This is a genomic window from Enterobacter sp. B79-1, from assembly GCF_057444735.1.
This window is the reverse complement of sequence record NZ_JBYAZJ010000001.1, coordinates 304,584-329,247: the sequence shown is the minus strand read 5'-3', so window position 1 is coordinate 329,247 and position 24,664 is coordinate 304,584. Positions and strand designations below refer to the sequence as shown.

17 protein-coding genes and 3 pseudogenes are annotated in these 24,664 nt (G+C 56.8%); 8 read left to right on the top strand and 12 right to left on the bottom strand.

Annotated elements, in window-relative coordinates; all coding sequences use genetic code 11:
- Positions 1-4: 4 nt before the first annotated feature.
- The 5 genes and pseudogenes from AC2T6E_RS01635 to AC2T6E_RS01615 all read right to left on the bottom strand — a co-directional run bounded on the left by AC2T6E_RS01635 (position 5) and on the right by AC2T6E_RS01615 (position 5,525).
- Positions 5-2,268, bottom strand: a pseudogene (locus tag AC2T6E_RS01635) (NtaA/DmoA family FMN-dependent monooxygenase).
- Positions 2,269-2,284: 16 nt separating this feature from the next.
- Positions 2,285-3,406: an amidohydrolase gene (locus tag AC2T6E_RS01630; protein ID WP_010431480.1), complete on the bottom strand. Its 1,122-nt coding sequence runs from the start codon at positions 3,404-3,406 to the stop codon at positions 2,285-2,287.
- Complete coding sequence (locus tag AC2T6E_RS01625) at positions 3,403-4,404, bottom strand: LLM class flavin-dependent oxidoreductase (RefSeq protein WP_126816265.1); 1,002 nt, start codon at positions 4,402-4,404, stop codon at positions 3,403-3,405. Before AC2T6E_RS01625 ends, AC2T6E_RS01630 begins: the two co-directional genes overlap by 4 nt.
- Positions 4,405-4,513: 109 nt before the next feature.
- Positions 4,514-5,053, bottom strand: coding sequence for an AAA family ATPase (locus AC2T6E_RS01620; protein WP_214605136.1), 540 nt, complete (start codon positions 5,051-5,053; stop codon positions 4,514-4,516).
- Positions 5,054-5,126: 73 nt separating this feature from the next.
- Positions 5,127-5,525, bottom strand: coding sequence for a (R)-mandelonitrile lyase (locus tag AC2T6E_RS01615; RefSeq protein ID WP_126544786.1), 399 nt, complete (start codon positions 5,523-5,525; stop codon positions 5,127-5,129).
- A gap of 113 nt (positions 5,526-5,638) precedes the next feature.
- Between AC2T6E_RS01615 and AC2T6E_RS01610 the strand changes: the two genes are divergently transcribed.
- Together AC2T6E_RS01610 and ansP are read left to right on the top strand one after the other, a co-directional pair.
- The gene (locus AC2T6E_RS01610; RefSeq protein WP_320743040.1) at positions 5,639-6,553 is read left to right on the top strand and encodes a LysR family transcriptional regulator; all 915 of its coding nucleotides are present in this window, start codon (positions 5,639-5,641) and stop codon (positions 6,551-6,553) included.
- Between the two features lie 304 nt (positions 6,554-6,857).
- On the top strand, positions 6,858-8,354 hold the full coding sequence (gene ansP / locus AC2T6E_RS01605) for an L-asparagine permease (RefSeq protein ID WP_010431489.1): 1,497 nt from the start codon (positions 6,858-6,860) through the stop codon (positions 8,352-8,354).
- 92 nt (positions 8,355-8,446) lie between these two features.
- Here ansP and AC2T6E_RS01600 read toward each other — a convergent pair.
- A pseudogene (locus AC2T6E_RS01600) lies at positions 8,447-8,662 on the bottom strand (YncE family protein); the annotation flags it as partial.
- A 91-nt stretch (positions 8,663-8,753) separates the two neighbouring features.
- Positions 8,754-9,734 (bottom strand): annotated as a pseudogene (gene yncE / locus AC2T6E_RS01595) (7-bladed beta-propeller protein YncE); the annotation flags it as partial.
- Between the two features lie 242 nt (positions 9,735-9,976).
- Here yncE and pqqU point away from each other — a divergent pair.
- A complete protein-coding gene (pqqU, locus tag AC2T6E_RS01590) occupies positions 9,977-12,091 on the top strand; it encodes a TonB-dependent receptor PqqU (protein ID WP_460212350.1) in 2,115 nt (704 codons plus the stop codon).
- 120 nt (positions 12,092-12,211) lie between these two features.
- Here pqqU and AC2T6E_RS01585 read toward each other — a convergent pair whose 3' ends face one another.
- The 3 genes from AC2T6E_RS01585 to AC2T6E_RS01575 all read right to left on the bottom strand — a co-directional run bounded on the left by AC2T6E_RS01585 (position 12,212) and on the right by AC2T6E_RS01575 (position 14,817).
- Positions 12,212-12,880, bottom strand: coding sequence for a GntR family transcriptional regulator (locus AC2T6E_RS01585; RefSeq protein ID WP_108417373.1), 669 nt, complete (start codon positions 12,878-12,880; stop codon positions 12,212-12,214).
- 254 nt (positions 12,881-13,134) lie between these two features.
- Entirely contained in the window at positions 13,135-14,175 is a 1,041-nt protein-coding gene (locus AC2T6E_RS01580; protein WP_460212349.1) for an NADP-dependent oxidoreductase, read from the bottom strand.
- A 66-nt stretch (positions 14,176-14,241) separates the two neighbouring features.
- A complete protein-coding gene (locus AC2T6E_RS01575; protein WP_126816261.1) occupies positions 14,242-14,817 on the bottom strand; it encodes a helix-turn-helix domain-containing protein in 576 nt (191 codons plus the stop codon).
- 151 nt (positions 14,818-14,968) lie between these two features.
- On the opposite strand from AC2T6E_RS01575, the gene AC2T6E_RS01570 reads away from it, so the two are divergent.
- Both AC2T6E_RS01570 and AC2T6E_RS01565 read left to right on the top strand, forming a co-directional pair.
- Positions 14,969-15,487 (top strand): GNAT family N-acetyltransferase, encoded by a 519-nt coding sequence (locus AC2T6E_RS01570; RefSeq protein ID WP_010431503.1) that lies wholly within the window; start codon positions 14,969-14,971, stop codon positions 15,485-15,487.
- Positions 15,484-15,933 (top strand): DMT family transporter, encoded by a 450-nt coding sequence (locus AC2T6E_RS01565; RefSeq protein WP_010431505.1) that lies wholly within the window; start codon positions 15,484-15,486, stop codon positions 15,931-15,933. The genes AC2T6E_RS01570 and AC2T6E_RS01565 overlap by 4 nt, the downstream gene beginning before the upstream one ends.
- Before the next feature lie 3 nt (positions 15,934-15,936).
- Here the strand turns inward: AC2T6E_RS01565 and AC2T6E_RS01560 are convergent, their stop codons facing one another.
- Both AC2T6E_RS01560 and AC2T6E_RS01555 read right to left on the bottom strand, forming a co-directional pair.
- The gene (locus AC2T6E_RS01560; RefSeq protein ID WP_148400765.1) at positions 15,937-16,170 is read right to left on the bottom strand and encodes a YdcY family protein; all 234 of its coding nucleotides are present in this window, start codon (positions 16,168-16,170) and stop codon (positions 15,937-15,939) included.
- Between the two features lie 101 nt (positions 16,171-16,271).
- The gene (locus AC2T6E_RS01555; protein WP_486690302.1) at positions 16,272-17,870 is read right to left on the bottom strand and encodes an ABC transporter substrate-binding protein; all 1,599 of its coding nucleotides are present in this window, start codon (positions 17,868-17,870) and stop codon (positions 16,272-16,274) included.
- A gap of 280 nt (positions 17,871-18,150) precedes the next feature.
- On the opposite strand from AC2T6E_RS01555, the gene AC2T6E_RS01550 reads away from it, so the two are divergent.
- The 3 genes from AC2T6E_RS01550 to AC2T6E_RS01540 are packed head-to-tail and all read left to right on the top strand — an operon-like array spanning position 18,151 to position 24,642.
- The gene (locus tag AC2T6E_RS01550; RefSeq protein ID WP_470296438.1) at positions 18,151-19,485 is read left to right on the top strand and encodes an SrfA family protein; all 1,335 of its coding nucleotides are present in this window, start codon (positions 18,151-18,153) and stop codon (positions 19,483-19,485) included.
- 4 nt (positions 19,486-19,489) lie between these two features.
- Positions 19,490-22,471, top strand: coding sequence for a virulence factor SrfB (locus AC2T6E_RS01545; protein WP_486690299.1), 2,982 nt, complete (start codon positions 19,490-19,492; stop codon positions 22,469-22,471).
- Positions 22,468-24,642 carry a virulence factor SrfC family protein gene (locus tag AC2T6E_RS01540; protein WP_486690298.1) on the top strand — a complete coding sequence of 725 codons (2,175 nt, stop codon included), beginning with the start codon at positions 22,468-22,470 and terminating at the stop codon, positions 24,640-24,642. Before AC2T6E_RS01545 ends, AC2T6E_RS01540 begins: the two co-directional genes overlap by 4 nt.
- Positions 24,643-24,664 lie beyond the last annotated feature (22 nt).

Genomic DNA, 24,664 nt, shown 5'->3' with positions numbered 1-24,664 from the left:
CTCCTTAATCGCCCAGGCCAGCCGGGTTCACTTCGGACTGAGGAATGCGCTCAACCCCTTCCCCCCAGCGGTTCAGCACTTTGTCGTAATCGCCGTTTTTGATCACGCCGTTCAGCGCGGTTTGCACTGGCTCAACCAGCCCGCTGCCTTTTTTCAGCGTCACGGCAATGTGCGCCGCCTTTGGCCAGCCGCCGTCGACGCTACCCACCAGTTTGGTTTTCCCGTTTAGCGCCGCTTTCCAGGCGCCAATCACGTTCGGACCAAAGTAGGCATCCGCGCGTCCGGACTGCAGCGCCAGCGTTTGTGCCGCATCGTCTTTGGTGTAGATCGGGGTAAAGGGTTTGAGTCCCTTCTTCAGGTTTTCGGCATTCCATGCCAGCAGGATGGCCTCCTGGTTGGTGCCGGAGCCAACGATAATCCGCAGCCCGGCGATGTCCTCCGCCTTCTCAAGCGACGCGATCGGGCTGGTTGATTTCACGTAGAACCCGAGGGAATCTTTTCGGTAGGTGGCAAAATCAAATTTCTCTTTGCGCTCTTTGGTCACGGTGATATTGCTGATGGCGGCATCATATTTCCCGGAGGCCACGCCCAGCGGCCAGTCTTCCCAGGAGGTCGGCACCACGTTCAGCTCCAGTCCCAGGCTGTCAGCGACCAGACGGGCGACGTCCACTTCACTCCCCAGCAGCGTTTTGTTGTCATCGGAAAACACCGTCAGCGGCGGTTGATTGAGGCCCGCCACCGCAACGGTAAATTTACCCGGCACGGCGAAGCGGTAATCTTTCGGCAGCTGTGCCACCGCATCGTTGTTTTTGGCGGTATTAACCGGCGTTTTATTGGCCTCGATGCTCACGCCGGTGCCGTTAATCTTCACATTCTCTGCCCAGACGGCAGGGGTAAAAGCCAGCGCAAGCGCCAGAATAAGCGATGTTTTCTGCATAGCGGGGTTCTCTTTTATTGTTGTGTGAATTGGTTTTTAGGTTCGTCTAAGCCAAGACTTTCGCGCAGCGTGGTGCCGGGATAGTCGGTCCGAAACAGTCCGCGCGCCTGTAAAACGGGCACCACTTGGTCAACAAAGCGCGGGAAGGTGTCCGGCGTACCGCCCTGAATGATGAATCCGTCCGCCGCATGGCCTTCGAACCAGGCCTGAAGCCCGTCAGCTACCTCTTCCGGCGTGCCGGAAAAGCGCGGGCGCGGTGATGCAGCTTCAAGGGCCACCTGACGCAGGGTTAAGTTACGCTCTGCGGCATTACGCTTAATTTCATCTGTGGTGCTGCGGAAGCTGTTTTTACCTAAGTCGCCGATATCCGGGAACGGCTCGTCGAGTGGATACTGGCTGAAATCGTGATGCTCAAAATAACGCCCGAGGTAGTTGAGGGCATCGTTAATCGATACCAGCGCCGCCGTGGTTTGATACTGGTTTTCCACGTCATCGGCGTCTTTACCCACAATGACGCTGACGCCCTGGAATATATGCAAATCAGACGCGCGGCGTCCGTTAATTTCCAGCTGCTGCTTCACGTCGCGATAAAAGGCTTTCGCTTCGTCGAAGGTTTCATGATGCGTAAAAATGGCGTCGGCATGCTTCGCCGCCAGTTTTTTCCCGTCGTCCGACGCGCCCGCCTGAAAGACAATCGGTCGCCCTTGTGGCGTTCGACCAATATTCAGCGGACCGGCGACCTGGAAGAAATCACCGTGGTGGTCCAGGGTATGCAATTTTGCCGAATCAAAGAATTGACCACTCTCTTTATTGCGCACAAAGGCGTCGCCCTCCCAGGAATCCCACAGCCCTTTCACGACGTCGAGATACTCGTCCGCAATGCGATAGCGCAGCGCATGCTCGGGGTGCTTTTCACGGGAAAAATTCTTCGCTGAGCCTTCCAGCGGCGAGGTCACCACGTTCCAGCCCGCGCGTCCGTTACTCAGGTGATCGAGGCTGGCAAACTGACGTGCCACGGTAAAAGGCTCGCTGTAGGAGGTGGATAAGGTTCCCACCAGGCCAAGGCGTGAGGTAATACTCGCCAGCGCGGATAACACCGTTAGCGGTTCAAAGCGATTTAAAAAATGCGGGATCGATTTCTCGTTAATATAGAGACCGTCGGCCACGAATAAGAAATCGAGTTTGCCCGCCTCCGCTTTTAGCGCCGTCTCTTTAACAAAATCAAAATTGATGCTGGCATCCGCGATTGCCGCAGGATGACGCCAGGCTGACATATTTCCGGATGCACCATGCAAAATGGTTCCCAGCCGCAGTTGACGATGTGCAGACATATTCACCTCAAATAAATTAAACGTGTTGCAGGGCTTTTTCCGCAAGCTGTGCAAAATAGCGGGCAGCGGGTTCAATGAGGGCCTCATCCGGATTAAAGGACGGGTGGTGTAAACCAAACGGGCTGTTGCTGCCAATGCTGACAAACGCACCAGGAATAGACTGCAGATAGACAGCAAAATCCTCCCCGCCCATGTGCAGCTCCGCGTGCTGGGTTTCGTACCCTGACTCTCTGGCAACAGAGGTGGCGAAATCTGCCCAACGTTCGTCGTTCACCAGCGCGGTCGGTCCGGCATACCAGGTGATGTCGATCTGCGCACTGAAGGCGCTGGCAAACCCGGCGGCGATTTCCCCGACGCGGGCCTTCACGTTTTGCTGCACTTCCGTGCGATGGGTGCGCAGCGTGCCTTCCAGCTCCACGCTTTCCGGCAGGACGTTCCAGGTGTTGCCTCCGGCAATGCGCGTTACGCTCAACACCACCGAATCCAGCGTGTTGACGTTGCGGCTGGCAACGCTTTGCAGCGCCGTCACCAGCTGGCTCGCCAGCACAATGGCATCGTTGCCTTCGTGTGGACGTGCGGCGTGCGCGCCCTTGCCGGTAATGCGGATCACGAAGCGGTCAACGTTGGCATAAAACGGCCCGCCGCGAGTGGCAAACTCGCCTACCGGCAGCCCCGGCTCGTTATGCATACCGAAGATGGCGCTAACGTCACGCAGGGCACCGGCCCGCACCATGCTTTTTGCGCCGCCAAAGTTCTCTTCCGCAGGCTGGAACAGGATCCGCACCCGCCCGTCGAGCGACGCTTCACGCTCTTTCAGCTTCAGCGCCGCGCCGAGGATCACGCTGGTGTGGATGTCGTGTCCGCAGGCATGCATCACCCCCGCACGCTGCGAGCTAAACGGCACGCCGCTGCGCTCCTCTATCGGCAGCGCATCAATGTCTGCGCGCAGCGCAATCAGCTTATTACCCGTCCCGATTTCCGCCACCAGCCCGGTTGTCAGGTCATACGGCAGCGGCGTAATGCCAGCATTCGTCAGCCACTGGCGCAGGCGTGCAGTCGTTTCGACCTCCTGTCCGGAGAGTTCCGGGTTCTGGTGCAGTTCACGACGCCAGGCAATCAGTTGTTCGCCAAAACTCATACGGTGACCTCCTTGTTGAGACGCGCTTCGCCAAGCAGACGCAGCGACGCGACGCGCGTTGTCCCCTCCGCGACCGGCGTGTCGATGATAAATTCGTCAATGCCCCACTGCTCGTGCAGGGCGTTCAGTTGTTCAAGCACCGAGTCAGCCGTGCCCGCCAGCAGGGACTGCGCCCGGCGGGCAATACGCACCGGCTCGCTGCCGGCCTGACGCGCAAAGGCGTAGGCCTGTTCTTCGCTGGCGACGGTCACGCGCTGGCCGTTTGCCAGCTCAACGCCCCATACTTCGACCTTCTGCGCCAGCGCGTCGGCCTGCTCCTGCGACTCCGCCACAATGGCCTGCACTGCAACAATCACATCGCGGGTGCTGTTCTGACGCCAGGTTGACACCACCTCTCGCAGCAGTTCCGGATCGCCGTTCAGATGAGCGGCAAAAACAAAGTGCCAGTCAAGTGATGCGGCGAGCAGCGCGCTTTCGGTACTGGCTCCCAGCAGGAACCCCTGCGCAGGCACCGACGGCAGCGGCGTGGCGCGAACGGCCTCCTCCGCCGACTGATTTTCAGGGCGGATCCAGCCGTCCAGCTGCGTCAGCTGTTCAGCAAAGCTGCCTTTTTCCTGCGGATGTAAACCGAGCTGCAGTGCGCGGGTAGAGAGCGGGAGACCGCCGGGGGCTTTCCCGACGCCCAGATCCACGCGGCCAGGTGCCAGCGCGGCCAGAAGATTAAAGTTTTCTGCGACCTTATAGGGGCTGTAGTGCTGAAGCATGACGCCGCCCGACCCCACGCGAATGCGCGTTGTTTGCCCGAGGATCCAGGCAATCAGCAGTTCCGGCGAGGGGCTGGCGAGCTGAGGGGTGTTGTGGTGTTCGGCAATCCAGAAGCGGTGATAACCCAGCGTTTCCGCCTGCTGCGCCAGTGTTAAGGTACGTGCCAGCGCATCGGCGGCGGTTTCGTGTTCTGCGACGGGACTTTTATCCAGAATGCTGATTCGCCATGACATGTTGCGTTCTCGTTTGACTTAACATGTCGTCATTATTAAAGGCGCGATTAACCTCTGAGAAACAATTAATTTACATTTAGTTTGCCGGAAATCAGATATGTAAACCCTGCTAACGGTGTGATTTAAGCGATGAAATCAGCGCCTCCGCCTCCTGCCGACGGGTGATGCGGACAAAACGAATGTGGGCATATTGCGGATTTTGCATATCGGCTTCGTAGCGTTCGCGATTGCTGCGCCAGGTTTTGAGGGTCCATATAATGATGGACTCCCGACTAAAAAACGAGCGGCGGAAGCTTTCACGGTTTCCGGTGCCGGGCCACAGTTCCTGCTGGTGCCATGCACGTTTAAACGCACGCGTCACCGCCTGCCAGAGCGTGCGGGCGAACCCGCAGTCCACCCACACCACCAGATCTACCTCGCGCCACTTCACGGGGCGAGTGCGGTTGTAGTTACCGTCGAGCACCCAGCCGGGCGTGGCGGCCAGCGTCTCCGCCAGCGTTTTCAGCAGCACCTCGTCGGGCGTTCCCTGCCAGTCAGGACGCCAGTACAGCCTGTCCATCTCGATATACGGGAGTGACAATTCCGTTGCGATGCGCCGGGCAAGCGTGCTTTTACCACTCCCGCTGGTGCCGATAATATTGATTTTCACCGTTCCGCCTGACTATGCTGAAAAAAAGGATCGCATCATATCCCTTTCTTTTTGTCACCGAAACGCTCAATGGCTAATCATTCGGGTACTGCAGGTCACTCACTTTCTCCAGCCACTCAACCGGACTGCCGTTTACCGCTTCGGCGATGGCAATATGAGTCATCGCCGTTTGCGCACACGCGCCGTGCCAGTGCTTGACGCCCGGCGGGATCCACGCGATGTCGCCCTGGTTAAGCGGCTCCGCCTCTTTACCCCACTCCTGCAGCCAGCCGCGCCCCTGGGTGACAATCAGCGTTTGCCCAAGCGGATGAGTGTGCCAGGCGGTACGCGCGCCCGGCTCGAAGGTCACCGTGGCCCCGCCTACTTTTGCCGGTTCTGTCGCCTGGAACGGTGCATCAATGCGCACGGTGCCGGTGAACCAGGCGTCTGGCCCCTTAACTGACGGTAATGAACCGCTGCGGATAATTTTCATCATGTACTCCTCGTTGACTGTTGCGTTAACAGTAGCGCAAAGCCATCCGCAGCATTAGAGTGCATAATCAGAACGGAAACATGAACTGAATTCATAAATGAGGGCTAGCCGCCATGTTAAAAGACAATTTCAACGATCTGCTCTCGTTTATGGTCGTCACTCGCGAGCGCAGCTTTACACGAGCCGCGGCACAGCTGGGCGTCTCGCAGTCGGCACTGAGCCATGCAATGCGCAATCTTGAAGCCCGACTCGGCGTTCGCCTGTTGACCCGAACCACCCGTAGCGTGGCTCCTACCGAGGCCGGCGAGCAGCTTTTTATCCGCTTACGTCCCCACCTGATGGAGATCGAACAGGAGCTAACGGCGCTGCGCGATACGCGCGACAGGCCTGCGGGGAATATCCGTATTACCGCGGGTGAACATGCCATGGAGAGCGTACTTTGGCCGGTGTTAAAACCCTTTATGGCGCAATACCCGGATATTAACGTTGAAGTGACGGTGGATAACGGCCTGACCGATATTGTTGATGGGCGTTTCGACGCGGGCGTGCGCTTGGGTGAACAGGTGGCAAAAGATATGGTGGCGGTGAGGATCGCGCCGGACATGCGCATGGCCGTCGTCGCGTCCGAAGATTATCTGGAGCGCTTTGGCGTGCCGGAAACCCCGGAGCAGCTTGCGACGCACCGCTGCATCAATATGCGCCTGCCCACTCGTGGGGGATTATATGCCTGGGAATTTGAACGCGACGGGCGCGGTTTTAGCGTGCGAGTTGAAGGACAGCTTACGTTGAACAGCCTGCCGCAGCGTATCGATGCCGCCGAGAATGGTCTCGGTTTGGCCTACGTGCCGGAAACGTCGATCAGTAAGGCCGTGTCAGAAGGACGGTTAGTTCAGGTCCTCGATGCCTGGTGTCCGACCTTTGAAGGATATCACCTTTATTATCCCAGTCGTCGCCAGCATGCGCACGCTTTCAAGCTGCTGCTGGATGCCCTGCGTCAGCCGTCAGCGATACCCACAGGTAATTATTAAGCAAACCTGATGATTAAAGCACCGCTTCAACGCGCGTTTTGTCTAAAAACTCGCCACGTTTCAGCGCGTTGTGATCCCCGTCTGCTCTGACCACACGATTTCCTTCGACGTGCATCACTTTCGGCACGGTTATATTTTGCGTCGCTTATCAATTGCGGGTAGGATGCCACGCCATGTTTCGCCTTATCCATACACAGAATGACTGGAAAGGCAGCATGTGTTTGCGCAGAAGCAATCGTTTGTATTGCGTTCTGCCAGGCAGGACTATCACGATAATGGTTCAGACAGGCAAACAGGTAACTCAATGAAAACAAGCAATAAAAGCGCAGCCGATCATCACGCTGCGAAACGTCGCTGGTTGAACTCCCACGAAGAGGGCTACCACAAAGCGATGGGCAACCGTCAGGTTCAAATGATCGCCATCGGCGGCGCTATCGGTACAGGTCTGTTTTTAGGTGCTGGCGCACGTCTGCAAATGGCGGGCCCTGCACTTGCACTGGTCTATCTGGTGTGCGGGATCTTCTCGTTCTTCATCCTTCGTGCCCTGGGCGAACTGGTACTGCACCGCCCGTCCAGCGGCAGTTTTGTCTCCTACGCTCGCGAGTTCCTCGGTGAAAAAGCCGCCTACGTGGCAGGCTGGATGTACTTCGTCAACTGGGCGATGACCGGTATCGTCGACATCACCGCCGTTGCGCTGTACATGCACTACTGGGGCGCGTTTGGCGATGTGCCGCAGTGGGTGTTTGCGCTCGGCGCGCTGGCGATTGTCGGCACCATGAACATGATCGGCGTGAAGTGGTTCGCCGAGATGGAGTTCTGGTTTGCGCTGGTAAAAGTGCTGGCCATCGTGGTGTTCCTGGTGGTCGGTACGGTGTTCCTCGGCAGCGGTAAACCGCTGGACGGCAATGCCACCGGCTTCCACCTGATAACCGATAACGGCGGCTTCTTCCCCCACGGCCTGCTGCCTGCGCTGGTGCTGGTTCAGGGCGTGGTGTTTGCTTTTGCTTCCATTGAGCTCGTCGGTACCGCGGCGGGTGAATGTAAAGACCCGCAGACGATGGTGCCAAAAGCCATCAACAGCGTGATCTGGCGTATCGGCCTGTTCTACGTCGGCTCCGTGGTGCTGCTGGTTCTGCTGCTGCCGTGGAACGCCTATCAGGCAGGTCAGAGCCCGTTCGTGACCTTCTTCTCTAAGCTGGGTGTCCCTTATGTGGGCAGCATCATGAACATCGTGGTACTGACCGCCGCGCTCTCCAGCCTGAACTCTGGCCTGTATTCCACTGGCCGTATTCTGCGCTCCATGTCGATGGGCGGTTCAGCGCCGAAGTTCATGTCGAAGATGAGCAAGCAGCAGGTTCCTTATGCGGGGATTCTGGCGACGCTGGTGGTTTACGTCTTTGGCGTGTTCCTGAACTATCTGGTGCCGTCCCGCGTATTTGAGATCGTTCTGAACGTGGCCGCGCTGGGCATTATCGCCTCCTGGGCCTTTATTGTGGTCTGCCAGATGCGTCTGCGCAAAGCGATCAAAGAAGGCAAAGCGGCTGATGTGAGCTTCAAGATGCCGGGCGCACCGGTGACCTCCTGGCTCACCCTGCTGTTCCTGTTCAGCGTGCTGGTGCTGATGGCGTTTGACTACCCGAACGGTACTTACACCATCGCGACGATCCCACTGCTGGCGGTTCTGCTGATTGCTGGCTGGTTCGGCGTGCGTAAGCGCGTTCACGAGATCCACAGCACCGCGCCGGTTCATCACGACGATGAAAAGCACGACGCACCGCTGGTGGAAGAAACCTCGCGTTAATAAAAAAGCCGGGTGGCGGCTTCGCCTCACCCGGCCTACATATCAAGAATTTGTAGGCCCGGTAAGCGCAGCGCCACCGGGCAATTCCCCCATCAGAGTGCAATACGAATCACATCGTCAGGCTGGGTTGCTTCCTGCTGACGGGTCGACTTCTGTTTCACCGTCACATACAGCGTTTTACCATCGGCAGAGAGTGCCAGGCTATTCGGATAAACCGGCGTATCGAACGTTTTGGTCACCTTGTAGGTTTTCGCGTCAATTACGCTCACCTTGCCCGCTTCGCGGTGCGTCACGTAGACTTCATTGCGCGTTGGGTTAAACAGGACAGCCAGTGATTCAGGCGCGGCGATCTTCTCCATTACGCTGCCGTCTTTCAGGCTCACCACCAGCACTTCCGGCTGTTTTGAATCGGTCAGGAACGCGCGCNCTATTCGGATAAACCGGCGTATCGAACGTTTTGGTCACCTTGTAGGTTTTCGCGTCAATTACGCTCACCTTGCCCGCTTCGCGGTGCGTTACGTAGGGTTCATTGCGCGTTGGGTTAAACAGGACAGCCAGTGATTCAGGCGCGGCGATCTTCTCCATTACGCTGCCGTCTTTCAGGCTCACCACCAGCACTTCCGGCTGTTTTGAATCGGTCAGGAACGCGCGCTGGCCGGCGGTGTCCAGGCTCAGGTTAAGGTAGAAATGCTCTTTACCGTCGTCCTGCACTTTTTTACGGCTGATGATTTTGTGGGTGGCCGTGTCAATCGTCAGCAGTTCGCCGTCCGCATTCGTGGTGTAGAGACGTTTCGCCTGCGCATCCAGCGCCAGGCCGGTGCTGTAGGTGCCGGTATTCGCGATAGTCTCCTTCAGCTTCAGGGTTGCGCCGTCCACGACCCAAATCACGCTCTCTTTGCCTACCCCGGTGATGTAAACGGTGTTGCTCGCGTCGTCCGCCACCAGCTGGCGCGGCTGCAACGGTTTGACCGTCTCGCTGCGTTTACGATCGTCGAGTACCAGACGCCCTTTCACGTCCCCCGTTTTGGCATCAATGGCCGTCACCGCACCGTTGATGGTGTTACCCAACCACAGCGTCTGGGTGGCGTTATTGAAGGTTGCCCCGAACGGTTTGAGATCGCTATGGATCGCTTGCGTCACGTCTAGCGTGACCGGGTCAAGGCGGTAAACGACGCCGCCTTTATCGGTCTTACGGCTTTGTGATGTCGCCACCCACAGCGCGTTCTCCTGCTGGCTCAACGCCATCTCATAAGCCCCTTTGCCGACCGCTTTACGCAGCATCTCTTCTGCAGCATGAGCCTGGAACGTACCGGCGAATAATAATGAGCCTAACAGCAGAGAACCGCGCAGGCGCGGCGAGCACAGATGACGTAAAGACATAACAATTCCTTTTTTGAAGAATAAGTGTACTGCTGACATCGCTTCCAACCGGCAGCGTCATCGCGCCGCCTTTATGATAATGAGAATAGTAATCATTAATTCTATAAATGTGGAGTTTTTCTTCCCTTCTCTCCTTTCATTAACGCAATGTGCGGTTATAGTTTTCAAAACATTTACAAAAGATTTAACATGTATGCACATGTTCCATTTGGTTCGTTTCTTCACCTTAACTGGTTTACTTCATGAAAATCATCACCGCCCGTAAGGCAACTCTCCCGCTGCTGCTGGTTCCTGTTATCCTGGCGCCCCTTGAGGCGATAGGCGCGGACGAGCAGACCATGATCGTCAGCGCCACGCCGCAGACCATCTCTGAACTGGATACGCCCGCCGCGGTCAGCGTGGTCAATGGCGACGATATGCGTCAGGCAGCGCCACGGATTAACTTGTCTGAATCTCTCGGTAGCGTGCCGGGGCTGCAAATTCAGAATCGCCAGAACTATGCGCAGGATCTGCAGATTTCAATGCGTGGCTTTGGCGCCCGCTCTACCTTCGGCGTGCGCGGTATTCGGATGTACGTGGACGGTATTCCCGCGACCATGCCGGACGGACAGGGCCAGACCTCGAACATCGATCTCACCAGCGTGGATAGCGTGGAAGTGCTTCGCGGCCCCTTCTCTGCTCTTTACGGCAACGCTTCTGGTGGCGTGATTAACATTAATACGCAGACCGGCCAGCAGCCGCCGACCATTGAGGCCAGCAGCTATTACGGCAGTTACGGCACCTGGCGCTACGGCATGAAAGCCACCGGTGCGATGGGCGACGGTACGCATGCGGGCGATGTGGATTACACCGTTTCGACCACCCGCTTCACCACCCATGGCTATCGCGACCACAGCGGCGCGCGTAAGAACCTCGCCAACGCGAAGCTGGGCGTGCGTATTGATGACGTAAGCAAGCTGACGCTGATTTTCAACAGCGTGGACATGAAAGCCAACGATCCGGGCGGTCTTGACTATCAGGAATGGCGTGATAACCCGCGTCAGTCACCGCGCGGCGACCAGTACAACACCCGCAAAACCATCAAGCAGACCCAGGCCGGGCTGCGCTATGACCGTCAGCTGAGCGAGCAGGACGATCTCAGCGTGATGATGTACGCCGGTGAGCGTGAAATGACGCAGTATCAGTCCATTCCGTATCAGCCACAGTTGAGGCCAACCCATTCCGGCGGCGTGATTGACATGCAGCGTCACTATCAGGGCGTCGATACCCGCTGGACGCACCGGGGCGAGCTGCTGGTTCCTGTGACCTTTACTACCGGGCTGAACTACGAAAATCTGAGTGAAGATCGTCGCGGGTACGAGAACTTTGTCATGAACAACGGCGTGCCGGATTACGGTGTAAAAGGCGATAAGCGTCGTGACGAACGTAACCTGATGTGGAACCTTGACCCTTACCTGCAAACCAGCTGGCAGTTAACGCAAAAACTCTCTGTCGATGCGGGTGTGCGTTACAGCTCCGTCTGGTTTGATTCCAACGACCATTACGTTACGCCCGGCAACGGCGATGACAGCGGCGAGGCGAGCTACCATAAATGGCTCCCGGCGGGCTCGGTGAAATACGCCGTGACCGACGCGTGGAATCTCTATGCCGCCGCAGGACGTGGATTTGAAACGCCAACCATCAATGAACTCTCCTATCGTCCCGATAACCAGGGTGGGCTGAACATTGGCCTGAAGCCGTCCACCAACAACACCTATGAAGTGGGCAGCAAAACCCGTATCGGCAATGGCCTGCTGACGGCAGCGCTGTTCCGCACCGATACGGATGACGAGATTGTGGTGGATTCCAGCTCCGGAGGCCGAACCAGCTATAAAAACGCCGGTAAAACCCGTCGTCAGGGGGTGGAAGTTTCCCTCGACCAGCAGTTTGCGGAAAACTGGAAGCTGAAAATGGCGTGGACCTACCTTGATGCCACCTACCGTACCAACGTATGCGGTGATGATAGCTGCAACGGCAACCGTATGCCGGGTATTGCCCGCAACATGGGCTTCGCATCGTTTGGCTGGCAGCCAGAAGAAGGCTGGTATGCAGGGACAGACGTGCGCTACATGAGCGACATCATGGCCGACGACGAAAACACGGCCAAAGCGCCGTCTTATACGGTTGTCGGACTCAATACCGGGTATAAATTCAACTACGGCAACTGGGGAATGGATCTCTTTGGCCGCGTCGATAACCTGTTCGATAAAGAGTACGCGGGCTCGGTGATTGTCAACGAGTCCAACGGGCGTTATTACGAACCTGCTCCGGGCCGCAACTACGGCGTAGGACTGTCGGTCTCTTATCGCTTCGAGTAAGGATACGCGACGGCCCTCATCTCTTTTTTATATTTAACTCCTGTTGGCTAAATGCCAGCAGGAGTTATTCATCAAAAAAATAAATGGATGCGGTAAATAGTCGCGCGCTAAAATAATCTCTCAGTTGAAATATTGTCGCTGTAGCAGATCGTTTGCTTCATCAATCAGCTTATCTATTGCTTTCTTGCTTCCTTCAACATCCCTTCTTTCCAGGGCTGCAAGTAAATCTGCGTAATGATAGGTTGACGCCCTGATATCATTCAGCTCCCGGTGGAGATAGTTAATACAGGGACCAATGCGCACCCACAACTGCTCGATGAGCGCGCTGAGCGTCGGCATCTCCGCGTACTGATACAGCGTAAAGCGGAAAACACGGTTTGCGTATAACGCCTGCTGGACGTTGCCGTTAGACATGGCGTCATGAAAGGCCCCAGACAGCTTGTGCAGCGTTTCCAGCTTGCTCTCGGTCATGTGCTGACAGGCTGCCGCTACCGCCATTGGCTCCAGCTGTTTTCTGATGGCATTTATCTCGTTATAGCGATCTAACGTTACCTCCGGCACCAGGAAGGCCTGCGCCGGCGTGGCGTGCAGCGCCCCCGCCGATACCAGACGTAAAAGTGCCTCGCGAACCGGGGTGATACTGGTGCCTAATTTATCGGCGATCTCTTTCGTAATCAGTCGAGCGCCAGGTTTAAGTGAGCCTGTAATTAACGCCCCTTTTAAACTGATCTCAACTTGCATGGTTAGACTGACTCTTTGCGCTTTTTCTAAATGATCCAAATCAAGCATGTTCAATTCCTGTAGCTAATACTTAACGCTATTTTTAAGCGTCGCTTTTTATAACGACGCTGGTTCGATATATCCTGTATCGTCATGCCTGGTGGTGGGAAGTGCGTATAAACGCAAAAAAAAAATACATACAATCTGTTTTTATCGTGCTCTGGCCTTCTATGCTGATGACGCTGGCGCGGTGCCGATATAATTAAAGACAATATATCGTATCTTCACAAATAAATATGGCGGGTTTCCCGCCATATTTTCGTTTATTTATTGTCCGCCGCAACGCGAATCACGACTTTGCCGAAGTTTTTGCCTTCAAGCAGCCCAATCAACGCCTCGGGTGCGTTTTCGAGTCCGTCAGTAACCTGTTCGCGATAGTGGATTTTACCTTCCTGTACCCAACGCCCCATCTCGTCCTGAAACTCTTTAATATGGTGTCCGTAGTCCTGGCCGATGATAAAGCCCTGCATGCGAATGCGTTTCTTCAGCAGGGTTGCCATCAACAGCGGCAAACGATCCGGGCCGTCCGGCAGGCGGGTTGCGTTGTAGCCGCTGACCAGCCCACATACCGGCACGCGCGCGGCGGTATTCAGTAGCGGCAGTACGGCATCAAAGACTTTCCCGCCAACGTTTTCATAATAAACATCTATTCCCTGCGGGCAGGCGGTTGCCAGCTGCGCGTCAAAATCCGCAGCATGGTGATCCAGGCACTGGTCGAATCCCAATACCTCGACAGCATGGCGGCATTTTTCAGCACCACCTGCGATACCGATAACCCGGCAGCCTTTAATCTTGCCAATTTGCCCAACCGTTGCCCCAACCGGCCCGGTCGCCGCAGCCACCACCAGCGTTTCACCGGCTTTTGGCTGACCGATATCCAGCAGGCCCATATAGGCGGTAAAACCCGGCATCCCGAGCACGCCAAGCGCCCATGAAGGGTGCGAAGGGTTTTCTCCCAGCTTGACCAGGCCGCTGCCGTCCGAGAGTTCATACTCCTGCCAGCCGCTATAGCCCAGCACCCATTCACCCGGTTTGAAATCCGGGTGGTTCGACTGCTCAACCCGGCTTACCGTACCGCCCACCATTACCGCGCCAATCTCAACGGGCGGCGAATAGGAAGGCGCATCGCTCATGCGACCGCGCATATACGGGTCCAGCGAGAGCCACACTGTGCGTAATAGCACCTGTCCCTCTGCCAGAGCGGGCAGCGGCTGTTCTTCTAAACGGAAGTTATTCGCCACTGGCGCGCCGTGTGGGCGTGAGGCCAAAAGCCAGCGACGGTTTCGCGTGGAAGATTGACTCATAAATCACTCCTTTCTCGTGCAAATGTCTCTTGAGACTAGTCCCTTATCTGGCATGATGCTTTGACATTACGAGCCAGACTGATTGAGGCGGACAACCAGATAAATGCAGGCTTCATCGGTCTGATTAATAAACCGACAGTCATTGGGCGGCCCCAGTTCGAGACAATCTCCGGCCTTCATTTCATGCCGGGTATCCCCTTCCTGAAACACCAGCTCGCCAGACTGCAGCCAGATCAGCTGACGTGCCAGCGCGTAAGACGATGCGGGCATCGGCACATCGCTGCCGGGGGGAAGTTCCACCTGCACGAGATCGATAGGCAAATCGGTGCGCGGCGACACATGACGCCGCACGTAATGCGTTTGCGGATCGCGCCAGACCGGTTGATTCGCCAGGCGCAGGAGTTTGCCCTCCTGCATTTCCGCACGCGCGATTAACGTGGACATGCTAATGCCAAAAGCACCCGATAACCGGGCGAGCAGCGTCGCCGTAGGGCTACTGTCCCCACGCTCTATCTTATGGATCATCGCGCGCGATACGCCTGCCCGTTCGGCCAGCTCGCTCAGGGACCAGCCCCGCGACTCGCGTTCGATACGAATACGCGCGCTAATCCGTTGATTCATATTGTCTGTCATAGTATTCATCACGTCATACTATAGTGTATGAACAGTATTTCAATGGCAGTTTTTATAACAAAAAAATAGGGTTTATGCCGTAGCCGTAAGACGGCACTTTTGTGTACTATTGTGACATCAGTGTACCACTATAGTGAACAACTCAGCCTGAGGGTTAATCATGATCGTTCGTCATGCCAGTAAAGAAGATTGCGCCGCTATCGGTGAAATATACAACCACGCGGTCCTGCATACGGCCGCCATCTGGAACGATAAAACGGTGGATACCGATAACCGAATCGCGTGGTTTGAAGCGCGCACGCTGGTGGGTTATCCCGTACTGGTCAGCGAAGACGATGGCGTGGTAACGGGATATGCCTCCTTCGGCGACTGGCGGGCGTTCGACGGTTTTCGCCACACCGTTGAGCACTCCGTCTACGTTCACCCGGACCACCAGGGTAAAGGCATCGGGCGGTTGTTGATGAAGGCATTGATTATTGAAGCGCGAAAAATTGGCAAACACGTCATGGTGGCGGGGATCGAAGCGCAAAACCATACCTCCATTCATCTTCATGAGACGCTGGGGTTTGTCACCACGGGACAGATGCCGCAGGTGGGGACCAAGTTTGGCCGCTGGCTGGATTTAACCTTCATGCAGCTACAGCTTGACGAGCGCAGCGAACCGGATGCACTCCCATGAATCAATCGCTCACGCTGGCGTTCCTGGTTGCTGCGGGTATTGGGCTGGTGGTGCAGAACACGCTGATGGTGCGCATCACCCAAAGCTCGTCCACCATTCTCATCGCCATGCTGTTGAACTCGCTGGTTGGCATTGTGCTGTTTGTCAGCATTTTGTTGATTAAGCAGGGGTTCACCGGCTTTCATGAACTGGCGTCAACGGTTCGCTGGTGGACATTGATCCCGGGCCTGCTGGGCTCGTTTTTTGTCTTTGCCAGCATTAGCGGGTATCAGAATGTGGGGGCGGCAACCACCATTGCGGTGCTGGTGGCAAGCCAGCTGATTGGTGGGCTGGTGCTGGACGTGCTGAGAAGCCACGGCATTCCACTGCGCGCGCTGATCGGCCCGGTGTGCGGCGCGGTGATGCTGGTGGTGGGCGCCTGGCTGGTGGCCCGACGCCAGTTTTGAACGTTACAGTATGGTGCCGCCTTTAGTTAGCTGTTCCTCACGCGCATCCATCTCTTCTTTGTGCTGCTTACCGTGGTGTGAAATCGCGGTGCGCAGTCGCTGCTGCTGGGTATAGCGGTCTTCCCGGCTCAGCTCTGCATCATCGCTTAATTCAATCAGCAATTCGTTCATGTGGGTAATCACGCTCTCTTTGATGGCGGCATTCACACGGGCTGTTACGTCGTTTAAATGTGACATTGTCACTCCTTGTTATGTGCCCGGTGGCGCTACGCTTACCGGGCCTACGGGTGCCAAATGTAGGCCGGGTAAGGCGTAGCCGCCACCCGGCGATAAAACGCTTAATTCAGCTTCGCTTTGGAGAAATCGCTGCCCATCAGGCTCACGCTGTAACCCGTCACATTGCTTCGGGTCGCGTAGAAGGTTTTGCCGTTCGCGAGGGCAATCCACGGCGCCTGCTGGTAGAAAATCTCCTGCGCCTGGCCGTAGAGTTTCGCACGTTCGGCCGGGTTGCTGGTCAGCTTCGCTTTATTCACCAGAGCGTCATAACCCTTGTCGCACCAGCGTGCGGCGTTGGATCCGGTTTGGATGCTGTCACAGCCCAGCAGCACGTCGGCGAAGTTATCCGGGTCGCCGTTGTCGGACATCCAGCCAAACAGCGCGGAGTCGTGCTCGCCCTTACGCATGCCGGAGAGATACTCGCCCCACTCGTAAGAGACAATTTTCGCCTTCACGCCCACTTTCGCCCAGTCGGCCTGAATCATCTCAGCGATACGACGCGAGTTCGGATTATACGGACGCTGAACCGGCATTGACCACAGGGTCACTTCTGCGCCCTTCTCCAGTCCGGCCTGTTTCAGCAATGCTTTCGCTTTTTCAGGATCGTAGCTGTAATCCTTCAGATCTTTGTTGAAGCCCAGCATATTTGGCGGGATCGGCGATTTTGCCACCGTACCCGAACCCATAAACACCGCGTTCACGATCGCCTTTTTGTCGGTCGCATAGTTCAGCGCCTGACGCACCAGCACGTTATCGAACGGTTTTTTCTCGGTGTTGAACGCCAGATAGCCGACGTTAAGCGCGTCGATTGAATGCAGCGTCAGGTCTTTGTTTTTCTTAATGACGTCAAACTGAACAGGCGACGGCGAAGGGATAATCTGGCATTCGTTGGTCTGCAGTTTCGCCAGACGGGTTTCTACGTTTGGCGTGATAGAGAAAATCAGGTGTTTGGTCGGGACCGCGCCGTCCCAGTAGTTCGGGTTTGCGACGTAGCGGATAAGCGAGTCCACCTTATACTGCTGAAGCACGTAAGGCCCGGTGCCGATTGGCCACGTATCGACATTCTCAGGCGTGCCCTTTTTCAGCATCGCATCGGCATATTCGGCGGACAGGATAGAGGCAAAATCCATCCCCCAGTCGGCCAGAAACGCGGCGTTCGGTTCGCTAAGCGTAAACTGGACGTGATAATCATCGACCTTTTTCACGTCCTGAATCAGCTTATCCAGCCCCACGTCGTTAAAATATTCGTAATTGCCCTGCGAGACGTTGTGATACGGGTGCTTAGGGTCTTTCTGACGCAAGACCGAGAAAATAACGTCATCCGCGTTAAAGTCACGAGTCGGCTTGAAGAATTTATTACTGTTAAACTTCACCCCTTTGCGCAGGGTGAACGTATAGGTTTTGCCGTCCGGCGAAATGGTCCATGACTCCGCCAGCGACGGAACCGGGGTGTTCTTCACCGGGTCAAAATTGATCAGGCGGTTATACAGTACCTGAGAGCTGGCGACAAAAGACGGACCCGAACTGGCGATTTGCGGGTTAAACGACTCGGGTGAAGCCTCGGAGCAGTAAATAATGGTATCGGTGTTTGCCGCCCATGCGGCCCCTGCCGGTAAAAGCGTGCTCAACGCGAGAGCAAGCAGTGTTTTCCCTGTAGACATGGTTATAACCCTTTCAGTTTTATTATTGTGAACAGTAATAACAGCACAGCTGTTTTGACCTGACAAATAACGAAACACTATCAGGTTATTCTAAAGCAGAGTTTATTGCTGCTTTTCCAGTCAAGAAAAAAGGCGATTTGCCTTAAGTGCCATTATTCGTCAAGCACAACCGTCGCGATCAATGCCGCAAGAAATCGGCCCTTTTGGCGTCTCCTCAGCCGTTTGTTTGCGTCCCGGTTTCGTTAAAGTAACGGTGTGAAGAAGTCTATGGGACCAAATCGTGGCAAAAACACTTTTACGCAGCGGTAATCTGGATGATTTTCAGGCCGTTGGCGGCGGCGGACAGGCCGTTTTTGAATCAGCGTTGCAAATCCGTGAAGCGCTTCGGCTGCGCAAACAGCAGTCTATTGTCGACTGCCTGGCCATTCCTCAGGTGAACGATGGCGGCGATCGCGTTGACTGGTATTCCCCCGTTGACGGAACGGTATCCAGCTGGAAAGCCGCAGAGGAAGATGAACGTTACCGCGCCCTGCGCTACCTGGAAAACACCCTGGCCAGCGTGGAATCGCTGAGTAAAAAGTGTCTGCAGTCACCGAAAACCGCGCAACAGCTGTTTGGTTCCCTGCTGTCAAAAACCTTCCAGTTCCCCGGCGAAAACTTCCTTTATCTGGTCGATGGCAAACCGGTGATCTGCTTCTGGGGCTTCGTGAACCTTAACGAGAACGCCCGTGACGACGTGCTTGATTGCCTGAGGGAATCACTGATCCCGGAGCCAGCGCCCGTTGTCATTGACGATCCCGAGCCAGAGCCAGAACCTACGCCGGTGATTACCTTTGAACAAGCCGATGAGCCGCTCGTGACGCCCGCGACCAGCGTGCGCATCACCGAGGACTCGCTGTACGAACCAGAACCGCCTCGCGTGATTGTGCCGACTGTAGCAGAAGAACCGGCCCCCGAAATCGTGCCGAAAAAGCGCCGCGTCCCCCTGTGGTCATTGCCCGTCGCAGCGGTGATTGTTGCGGCAATCGCGACCCCATTACTCTGGCCAAAACAGGCACCCTCTGCTGAACCTGTCGCCGTACCGGCAGCGCCTGTTGCCATTGCGCCAAAACCCATTAAGCCGGTAGAACAGCTTGCCATGAACCTGCCTCTGCACCAGGCCGAAGTGCTGGAGCCGAAGGTACAAGCGCCCGTCGCAAAACCAGAGCCTGTCGTGATTGCCGCGATCCCGAAAGATGCCATGGTGATGGAGGCCAATCAGGTCAAAGCAGGCTCGACACGGTTCCTGAACGGAACCTGGCGCGCCCTTCTCGACGTGAAAGATCCGGTCACCGGCAAGCCGCCGTCATTGCGCTACCAAATACAGAATAATAAAGGCACCGCGCGCGTGGTTCACGGCGACAACATCGTTTGCCGCGTCGAGGTGTTCTCCGGGCTGCACAGCAACGGTGAGTTACTGATTAAAACACGCGGCAACGCCCGCTGCACGGACGGCTCACGCTATCCCATGCCTGAAGTCGCCTGCAAAGCAGGCACCAGCGATGTGGCGGAATGTAGCGCACGTTATGATGCCAACACCGTCGTTCCACTGACGTTCAAGAAAGCAGGTGCGTGATCCTATGCTGGTAACTCTTTGCGACTATAAACAGAGCGTCACGCTCATTGCTAACAGCGGCGTACAGTTCCTTGATTTTGGCCTGACCCCGCAGGACACCGCCAGCAATGGTCGTTTCGTGCGTAAAACGGCAAATGGCCCGCTGCTGCGCCTTGATTTCGACCTGGTGAACGGCCGTTACACGCTCCCGGCGAGCGGCAGCAGCCAGCCGGAGGTGGTGAAGCCGGAAAGCACCATTCCACTGCATCAGTCTCTGACGGTACTGGACGGTGTCTGGCTCCCGCTACCGTTCCTGCGCTTTAATCCTCCGCGCACCTTCGTTGATGGCCCGGACAACTGGGCTCGCGTGCAGGTGCGTAAACTGGATACCCCGGATGCGGCAGGCAATACGCATCGCGTGACCCTCGCGCTCGACAGCCAGATTGCAGAACACGCCACTTCCGCGCTGTCGCCTGTCGAAAACGACATTCTGAACGGCACCCGTTTCGCCCTCGCCTGGCGCGATGAGGAAGTGGAGAACTTCCTCGATCAGACCTGGATTGACGGCTGGCTGCGCGAAGCCTTTACCCAGTTTGCGGACGGCGTTGAAAAACGCTCTGAGCGCGAGTTGTACCAGGCAATGCGCAGCTTTGAATATCAGGCGCACTGGCTCAATCTCCTGTCGATGCTCGGCGAGCAGTTGACCGTGCCTGAAGTGAAATTTGTCACCCACACGCTCAGCACCCCTGCCATTCCGGTCGACCTGATCCTCGATGTGGGCAACACCCACACCTGCGGCGTCATTATTGAAGATCATGGCGATGCGAACGATGGGCTGCGCCAGACCGCCGAGCTGCAGGTCCGCTCGCTAAGCGAACCGCAGTTCCTGAATGAGCCGCTCTTCACCAGCCGCCTGGAGTTCTCCGAAGCGCGTTTCGGCAAGCAGCACTTCTCCGTGGAAAGCGGCCGTGAAGATGCCTTCGTCTGGCCGTCAATCGTGCGCGTGGGAGACGAAGCGCGCAAACTGGCGATGCAGCGCCTGGGTACAGAAGGTAACAGCGGTATCTCCAGCCCGCGTCGCTACCTGTGGGACGAAACTCCGGTGGTTCAGGACTGGCGCTTCAGCCAGATGAACAGCAAAACCCAGCGTGAACCGCTGGCGACCGCGTTCCCGCTGATGAACCTGATGAACGATGACGGTGAGCCGCTCTTCACCCTGCCTCAGGATGAACGTCTGCCGGTATTTTCCCCGCAGTACAGCCGCAGCACGTTAATGACCCATATGCTCTGTGAGCTGCTGGCACAGGCGCTGGGGCAGATCAACAGCGTCGCCACACGCCTGCGCCTGGGCTTCCCGGCGTCTCCGCGTCAGCTGCGCACGCTCATTCTTACCCTGCCCTCGGCCATGCCGAAACAGGAGCGTGAGATTTTCCGTCGTCGCATGTTTGAAGCCATTGCTATCGTCTGGAAAGCGATGGGCTGGCACCCGCAGGATGAAGATTTTGCCAGCCGCAAACAGCAGGAAAAAAGCGTGGTGCCGGTACCTGAAATTCAGATGGAATGGGACGAAGCCAGCTGCGGCCAGCTGGTCTGGCTGTATAACGAAGCCATCTCCCATTTCGGCGGCCAGACAGAAGCGTTCTTCGCTTCCCTCGCCCGTCCGGATCGTGAGCCTGAACCGGGCGTTCAACCCGGGCGTTCGCTGCGCGTGGCCTCCATTGATATTGGCGGCGGTACGACGGATATGGCGATTACGCACTATCAGCTAGACGACGGTTCCGGTAACAACGTCAAAATTACCCCGCAGCTACTGTTCCGCGAAGGGTTTAAGGTCGCCGGTGACGACACGCTGCTGGACGTGATCCAGCGCTATGTGCTGCCTGCGCTGCAAACCCAGCTGCAGAAATCCGGGATTGCGGACGCTTCCCTGCTGATGGCGTCGCTGTTTGGCGATTCCGGACGCATTGACACGCAGGCCGTGCTGCGCCAGCAAACGGCGCTTCAGCTGTTTATGCCGATTGGACATGCGATCCTCGCCGCGTGGGAATCCAGCGACATTGACGATCCGCTGGCCGGACTGCATGCCACCTTCGGCGATCTCCTTGCGCAAAAACCGACGCGCAATGTCCTGAACTATCTGCAGCAGGCGATCGACCATGCGCTGCCCGCGGGGTCAGAAGCGTTCAATCTCTTTGCCGTTCCGCTGCACGTTAATTTCCGCGAGATGCAGGATGCGATGCTGGCCGGACAGTTCACGCTGGCTTCTCCTCTTCATGCGGTGTGCGAGGCCATTTCCCATTACAGCTGCGATATTTTGCTGATCACAGGCCGTCCGGGCTGCCTGCCGGGTGTCCAGGCGCTCATTCGCCACCTGCAGCCGGTGCCGGTCAACCGCATCGTCTGGCTGGATAAGTATCAGGTGCATGAATGGTATCCATTCAGCCAGCAGGGGCGTATCGGCAATCCTAAATCTACTGCCGCCGTCGGCGCGATGCTGTGCAGCCTGGCGCTGGATCTTCGCCTGCCGCGTTTTAACTTCAAGGCAGCCGACATTGGCGCATACTCGACGGTTCGCTACCTGGGCGTGCTGGATAACACCATCAATACCCTGCGCGAAGAGAACGTCTGGTACCAGGATATCGATCTCGATAAGCCGGGCGCGAAGCTGGATGCCCGTCTCCATTTCCCGCTACGCGGGAACGTCACGCTCGGCTTCCGTCAGCTTGCAAACGCCCGCTGGCCAGCGACGCCGCTGTATACCCTGAGCATTAACTCTGCTGAACTGGCAAAAGCCATTGCAGGCGACGGCGTGCTGAACGTTCGCCTGAAGCTGCGCGGCGGCAGCAAGCACGAAGGGCCGGAGTCCTTCGAGCTCAGCGACGCCTGGCTACAGGACGGCACGCCGGTTCCCCCGGACGCACTGACCTTTAAACTGAATACCCTGGCCGATCGCCGACACAGCGGCAGCCACTACTGGATTGACAGCGGGAGCGTATACCTGAAATGACTGTGACGACTGCCACCACTCAGGCCTTAATCGGGTGGATTAACGACACGCGCCTGCACGCTCCCATGCTGGATAACGATGCTGATGCCCTGCTGTCACGGGTCACGTCCGCCCAGGCGCGTGAGCAGGCCATTGACCGTGCCCTCCTGAGCCAGAGCAGCATCGGGCTGTACGGCCATTCCCAGGCGGCGAAATCGCATTTACTCACGTCATTGTGCGGCAGCGGTAATGGTCGTCTGAATGTGTCACCCGGCCAGCGCACGTTCGACTATTTTTCGCATATCAATCCCGGCCATGCGGCAACGAATATGGCCATTCGCTTCACCCGCGAACAGCGGGATATTGCCGATGAGGCGTTTCCGCTGCGTCTGCGGCTGGTGACCGAAGCCGAACTGGTCCAGCTGTTTATTACTCGCATCACCCTGCACCCGCAGATCCGCCCGGTGGATAAATCCGTGATTGAAACGCGGCTGGAGAAGTGGCGCGCCTTGCGTCAACCGCAGGGCGTTCCGGGGATCACCGCGCAGGAAGTGGGCGCAATCGCCCGTTTCTGGCAGAGCACCGTTTCCGGCGGGAAACAGCACATGGACGATGCCCTGTGGCACCAGTTCGCACTGCTGATCCCCTCGCTCGATCTCAGCACTCGTGCCAGCGTCTGGTCACTGCTATGGGGAGAACAGCAGGAGTTAACCCAACAGTGGCTTAAGCTCGCCCACGTTCTGCATCAAACCAGCCATGCCACGCTGCTTGCGGCCCCCCTTAGCCTGCTGGTGGATAATTTTGGTCTGCCGAGTGAAGGTTTCCTGACTCACGGGGCGTTAACCGCGCCGGAGGCGCAGGAAGCGCTGCTGCACCCGATCAGCGACGGTGACGTGCTAAATGCCATCAGCATTCCCGTTGATATCCTCGCCTTCCTTACCCGTGAGCTGGTGCTGCCGGTAGAGGGATGCGTCATTGATAATGTTGATATTATTGATATTCCTGCGCTGTCTGACGACGGAGCTTCGTTGATGACGCAGGCCAAATGCCTGTGGCTGCTGGAACATTATCGTCAACAGCTACAGCCCGATGTACTGGTCATCTGTAACGCCACCGCACATCATCAGCAGACGGCAAAAGCTGCGCGAACCCTTCAGAACTGGGTCAAAGAGACGCAGCCTGCGGAAGAATCCGCTCTCCCGGGTCTCGTGTGGGCAATAACGCCGCACGACGCGCGTTTTACGACGAAACAGAATCTGGATGAAGCCGTCCAGCACCTGCTGGGCCAGCCGGGTCTGCGCTGGGGTACGCTGCAGGCGCTGGACAGCCACAGCATGCAGCGCATGATTGAGTGGCTTTCTCAGGCCACGCTGCCGTCTCAGCGTCACAAGCGGCTCCATAAGCTAAAAACGCTTTTACAACAGGATCTGGCGGCACTCATGCAACCTTATCTTGCCCCTGTCACTCAGGATGCAGGGGAAAGACGTGCTCAGGCCGAAAATATGGTGAGAATGCTGCAAAGCAGCGCCGCTCGCCACGGTGAACTGCTTGAAGGGCTTTTACCGCCGCTCAAAGCCTTTGAAACGCTGCTGGCAGTACAGCAGCCGCGCGAGGAGCAGGTCAACGGGTTGTTCACCGACGTTATTGACCTGTTCGCGGAAAATATGCAGGAAAGCACCGGTACCGTTCAGACCAAAGATAAAGCACGCCTCGCGCACAAGGTGTGGATTAACCATCTGCGTCAATGGAGTCGCAACGATGCCGCCGCCGCCCGGTTAGGCCTTGAACCGGCGGTTTTACAGCAGGTTGCCGATGTACTCGTCGTCGCCAGTTATCGTCTGGATTTACCTCAGCAACTGCAGCGGATCGTTGAGACGGATAAAAGTAGCGCCGCGCAACTGCATGCGGTGATGGGCAATTTCATTGGCTGGCTGGGTTACGACAAAATGCCGGTTACTGAGCGTCCTGCAAGCCGCATCCGTAAAGGCAAGGCAATCTTTGTTACGCCCATCGTGAGCAGTGCCACCCCGCGTCTCGCGCGTCTGGGCGAGCAACCCGTCCATGCCGCAACGGCATATGTGTACGACTGGCTGGTTGCGCTTTATAGCCGTGCGATAGAGAACATTGATTACCAGCATCCGCATGATGTCCAGCCTGGTGCGCGTCAGGCCTTACAGGCATTATTGCGCTGAACGCTGATTAACAATGTAGCCG

What these genes read in the sequence shown, in the direction of transcription:
- AC2T6E_RS01565 (WP_010431505.1), top strand. Translation starts at nt 15,484, where the DNA reads ATGAATCAATCGCTCACGCTGGCGTTCCTGGTTGCTGCGGGTATTGGG.
- AC2T6E_RS01585 (WP_108417373.1), bottom strand. Translation starts at nt 12,880, where the DNA reads ATGCTTGATTTGGATCATTTAGAAAAAGCGCAAAGAGTCAGTCTAACC.
- AC2T6E_RS01625 (WP_126816265.1), bottom strand. Translation starts at nt 4,404, where the DNA reads ATGTCATGGCGAATCAGCATTCTGGATAAAAGTCCCGTCGCAGAACAC.
- ansP (WP_010431489.1), top strand. Translation starts at nt 6,858, where the DNA reads ATGAAAACAAGCAATAAAAGCGCAGCCGATCATCACGCTGCGAAACGT.
- AC2T6E_RS01615 (WP_126544786.1), bottom strand. Translation starts at nt 5,525, where the DNA reads ATGAAAATTATCCGCAGCGGTTCATTACCGTCAGTTAAGGGGCCAGAC.
- AC2T6E_RS01610 (WP_320743040.1), top strand. Translation starts at nt 5,639, where the DNA reads ATGTTAAAAGACAATTTCAACGATCTGCTCTCGTTTATGGTCGTCACT.
- AC2T6E_RS01555 (WP_486690302.1), bottom strand. Translation starts at nt 17,870, where the DNA reads ATGTCTACAGGGAAAACACTGCTTGCTCTCGCGTTGAGCACGCTTTTA.
- pqqU (WP_460212350.1), top strand. Translation starts at nt 9,977, where the DNA reads ATGAAAATCATCACCGCCCGTAAGGCAACTCTCCCGCTGCTGCTGGTT.
- AC2T6E_RS01570 (WP_010431503.1), top strand. Translation starts at nt 14,969, where the DNA reads ATGATCGTTCGTCATGCCAGTAAAGAAGATTGCGCCGCTATCGGTGAA.
- AC2T6E_RS01580 (WP_460212349.1), bottom strand. Translation starts at nt 14,175, where the DNA reads ATGAGTCAATCTTCCACGCGAAACCGTCGCTGGCTTTTGGCCTCACGC.
- AC2T6E_RS01545 (WP_486690299.1), top strand. Translation starts at nt 19,490, where the DNA reads ATGCTGGTAACTCTTTGCGACTATAAACAGAGCGTCACGCTCATTGCT.
- AC2T6E_RS01540 (WP_486690298.1), top strand. Translation starts at nt 22,468, where the DNA reads ATGACTGTGACGACTGCCACCACTCAGGCCTTAATCGGGTGGATTAAC.
- AC2T6E_RS01575 (WP_126816261.1), bottom strand. Translation starts at nt 14,817, where the DNA reads ATGAATACTATGACAGACAATATGAATCAACGGATTAGCGCGCGTATT.
- AC2T6E_RS01630 (WP_010431480.1), bottom strand. Translation starts at nt 3,406, where the DNA reads ATGAGTTTTGGCGAACAACTGATTGCCTGGCGTCGTGAACTGCACCAG.
- AC2T6E_RS01560 (WP_148400765.1), bottom strand. Translation starts at nt 16,170, where the DNA reads ATGTCACATTTAAACGACGTAACAGCCCGTGTGAATGCCGCCATCAAA.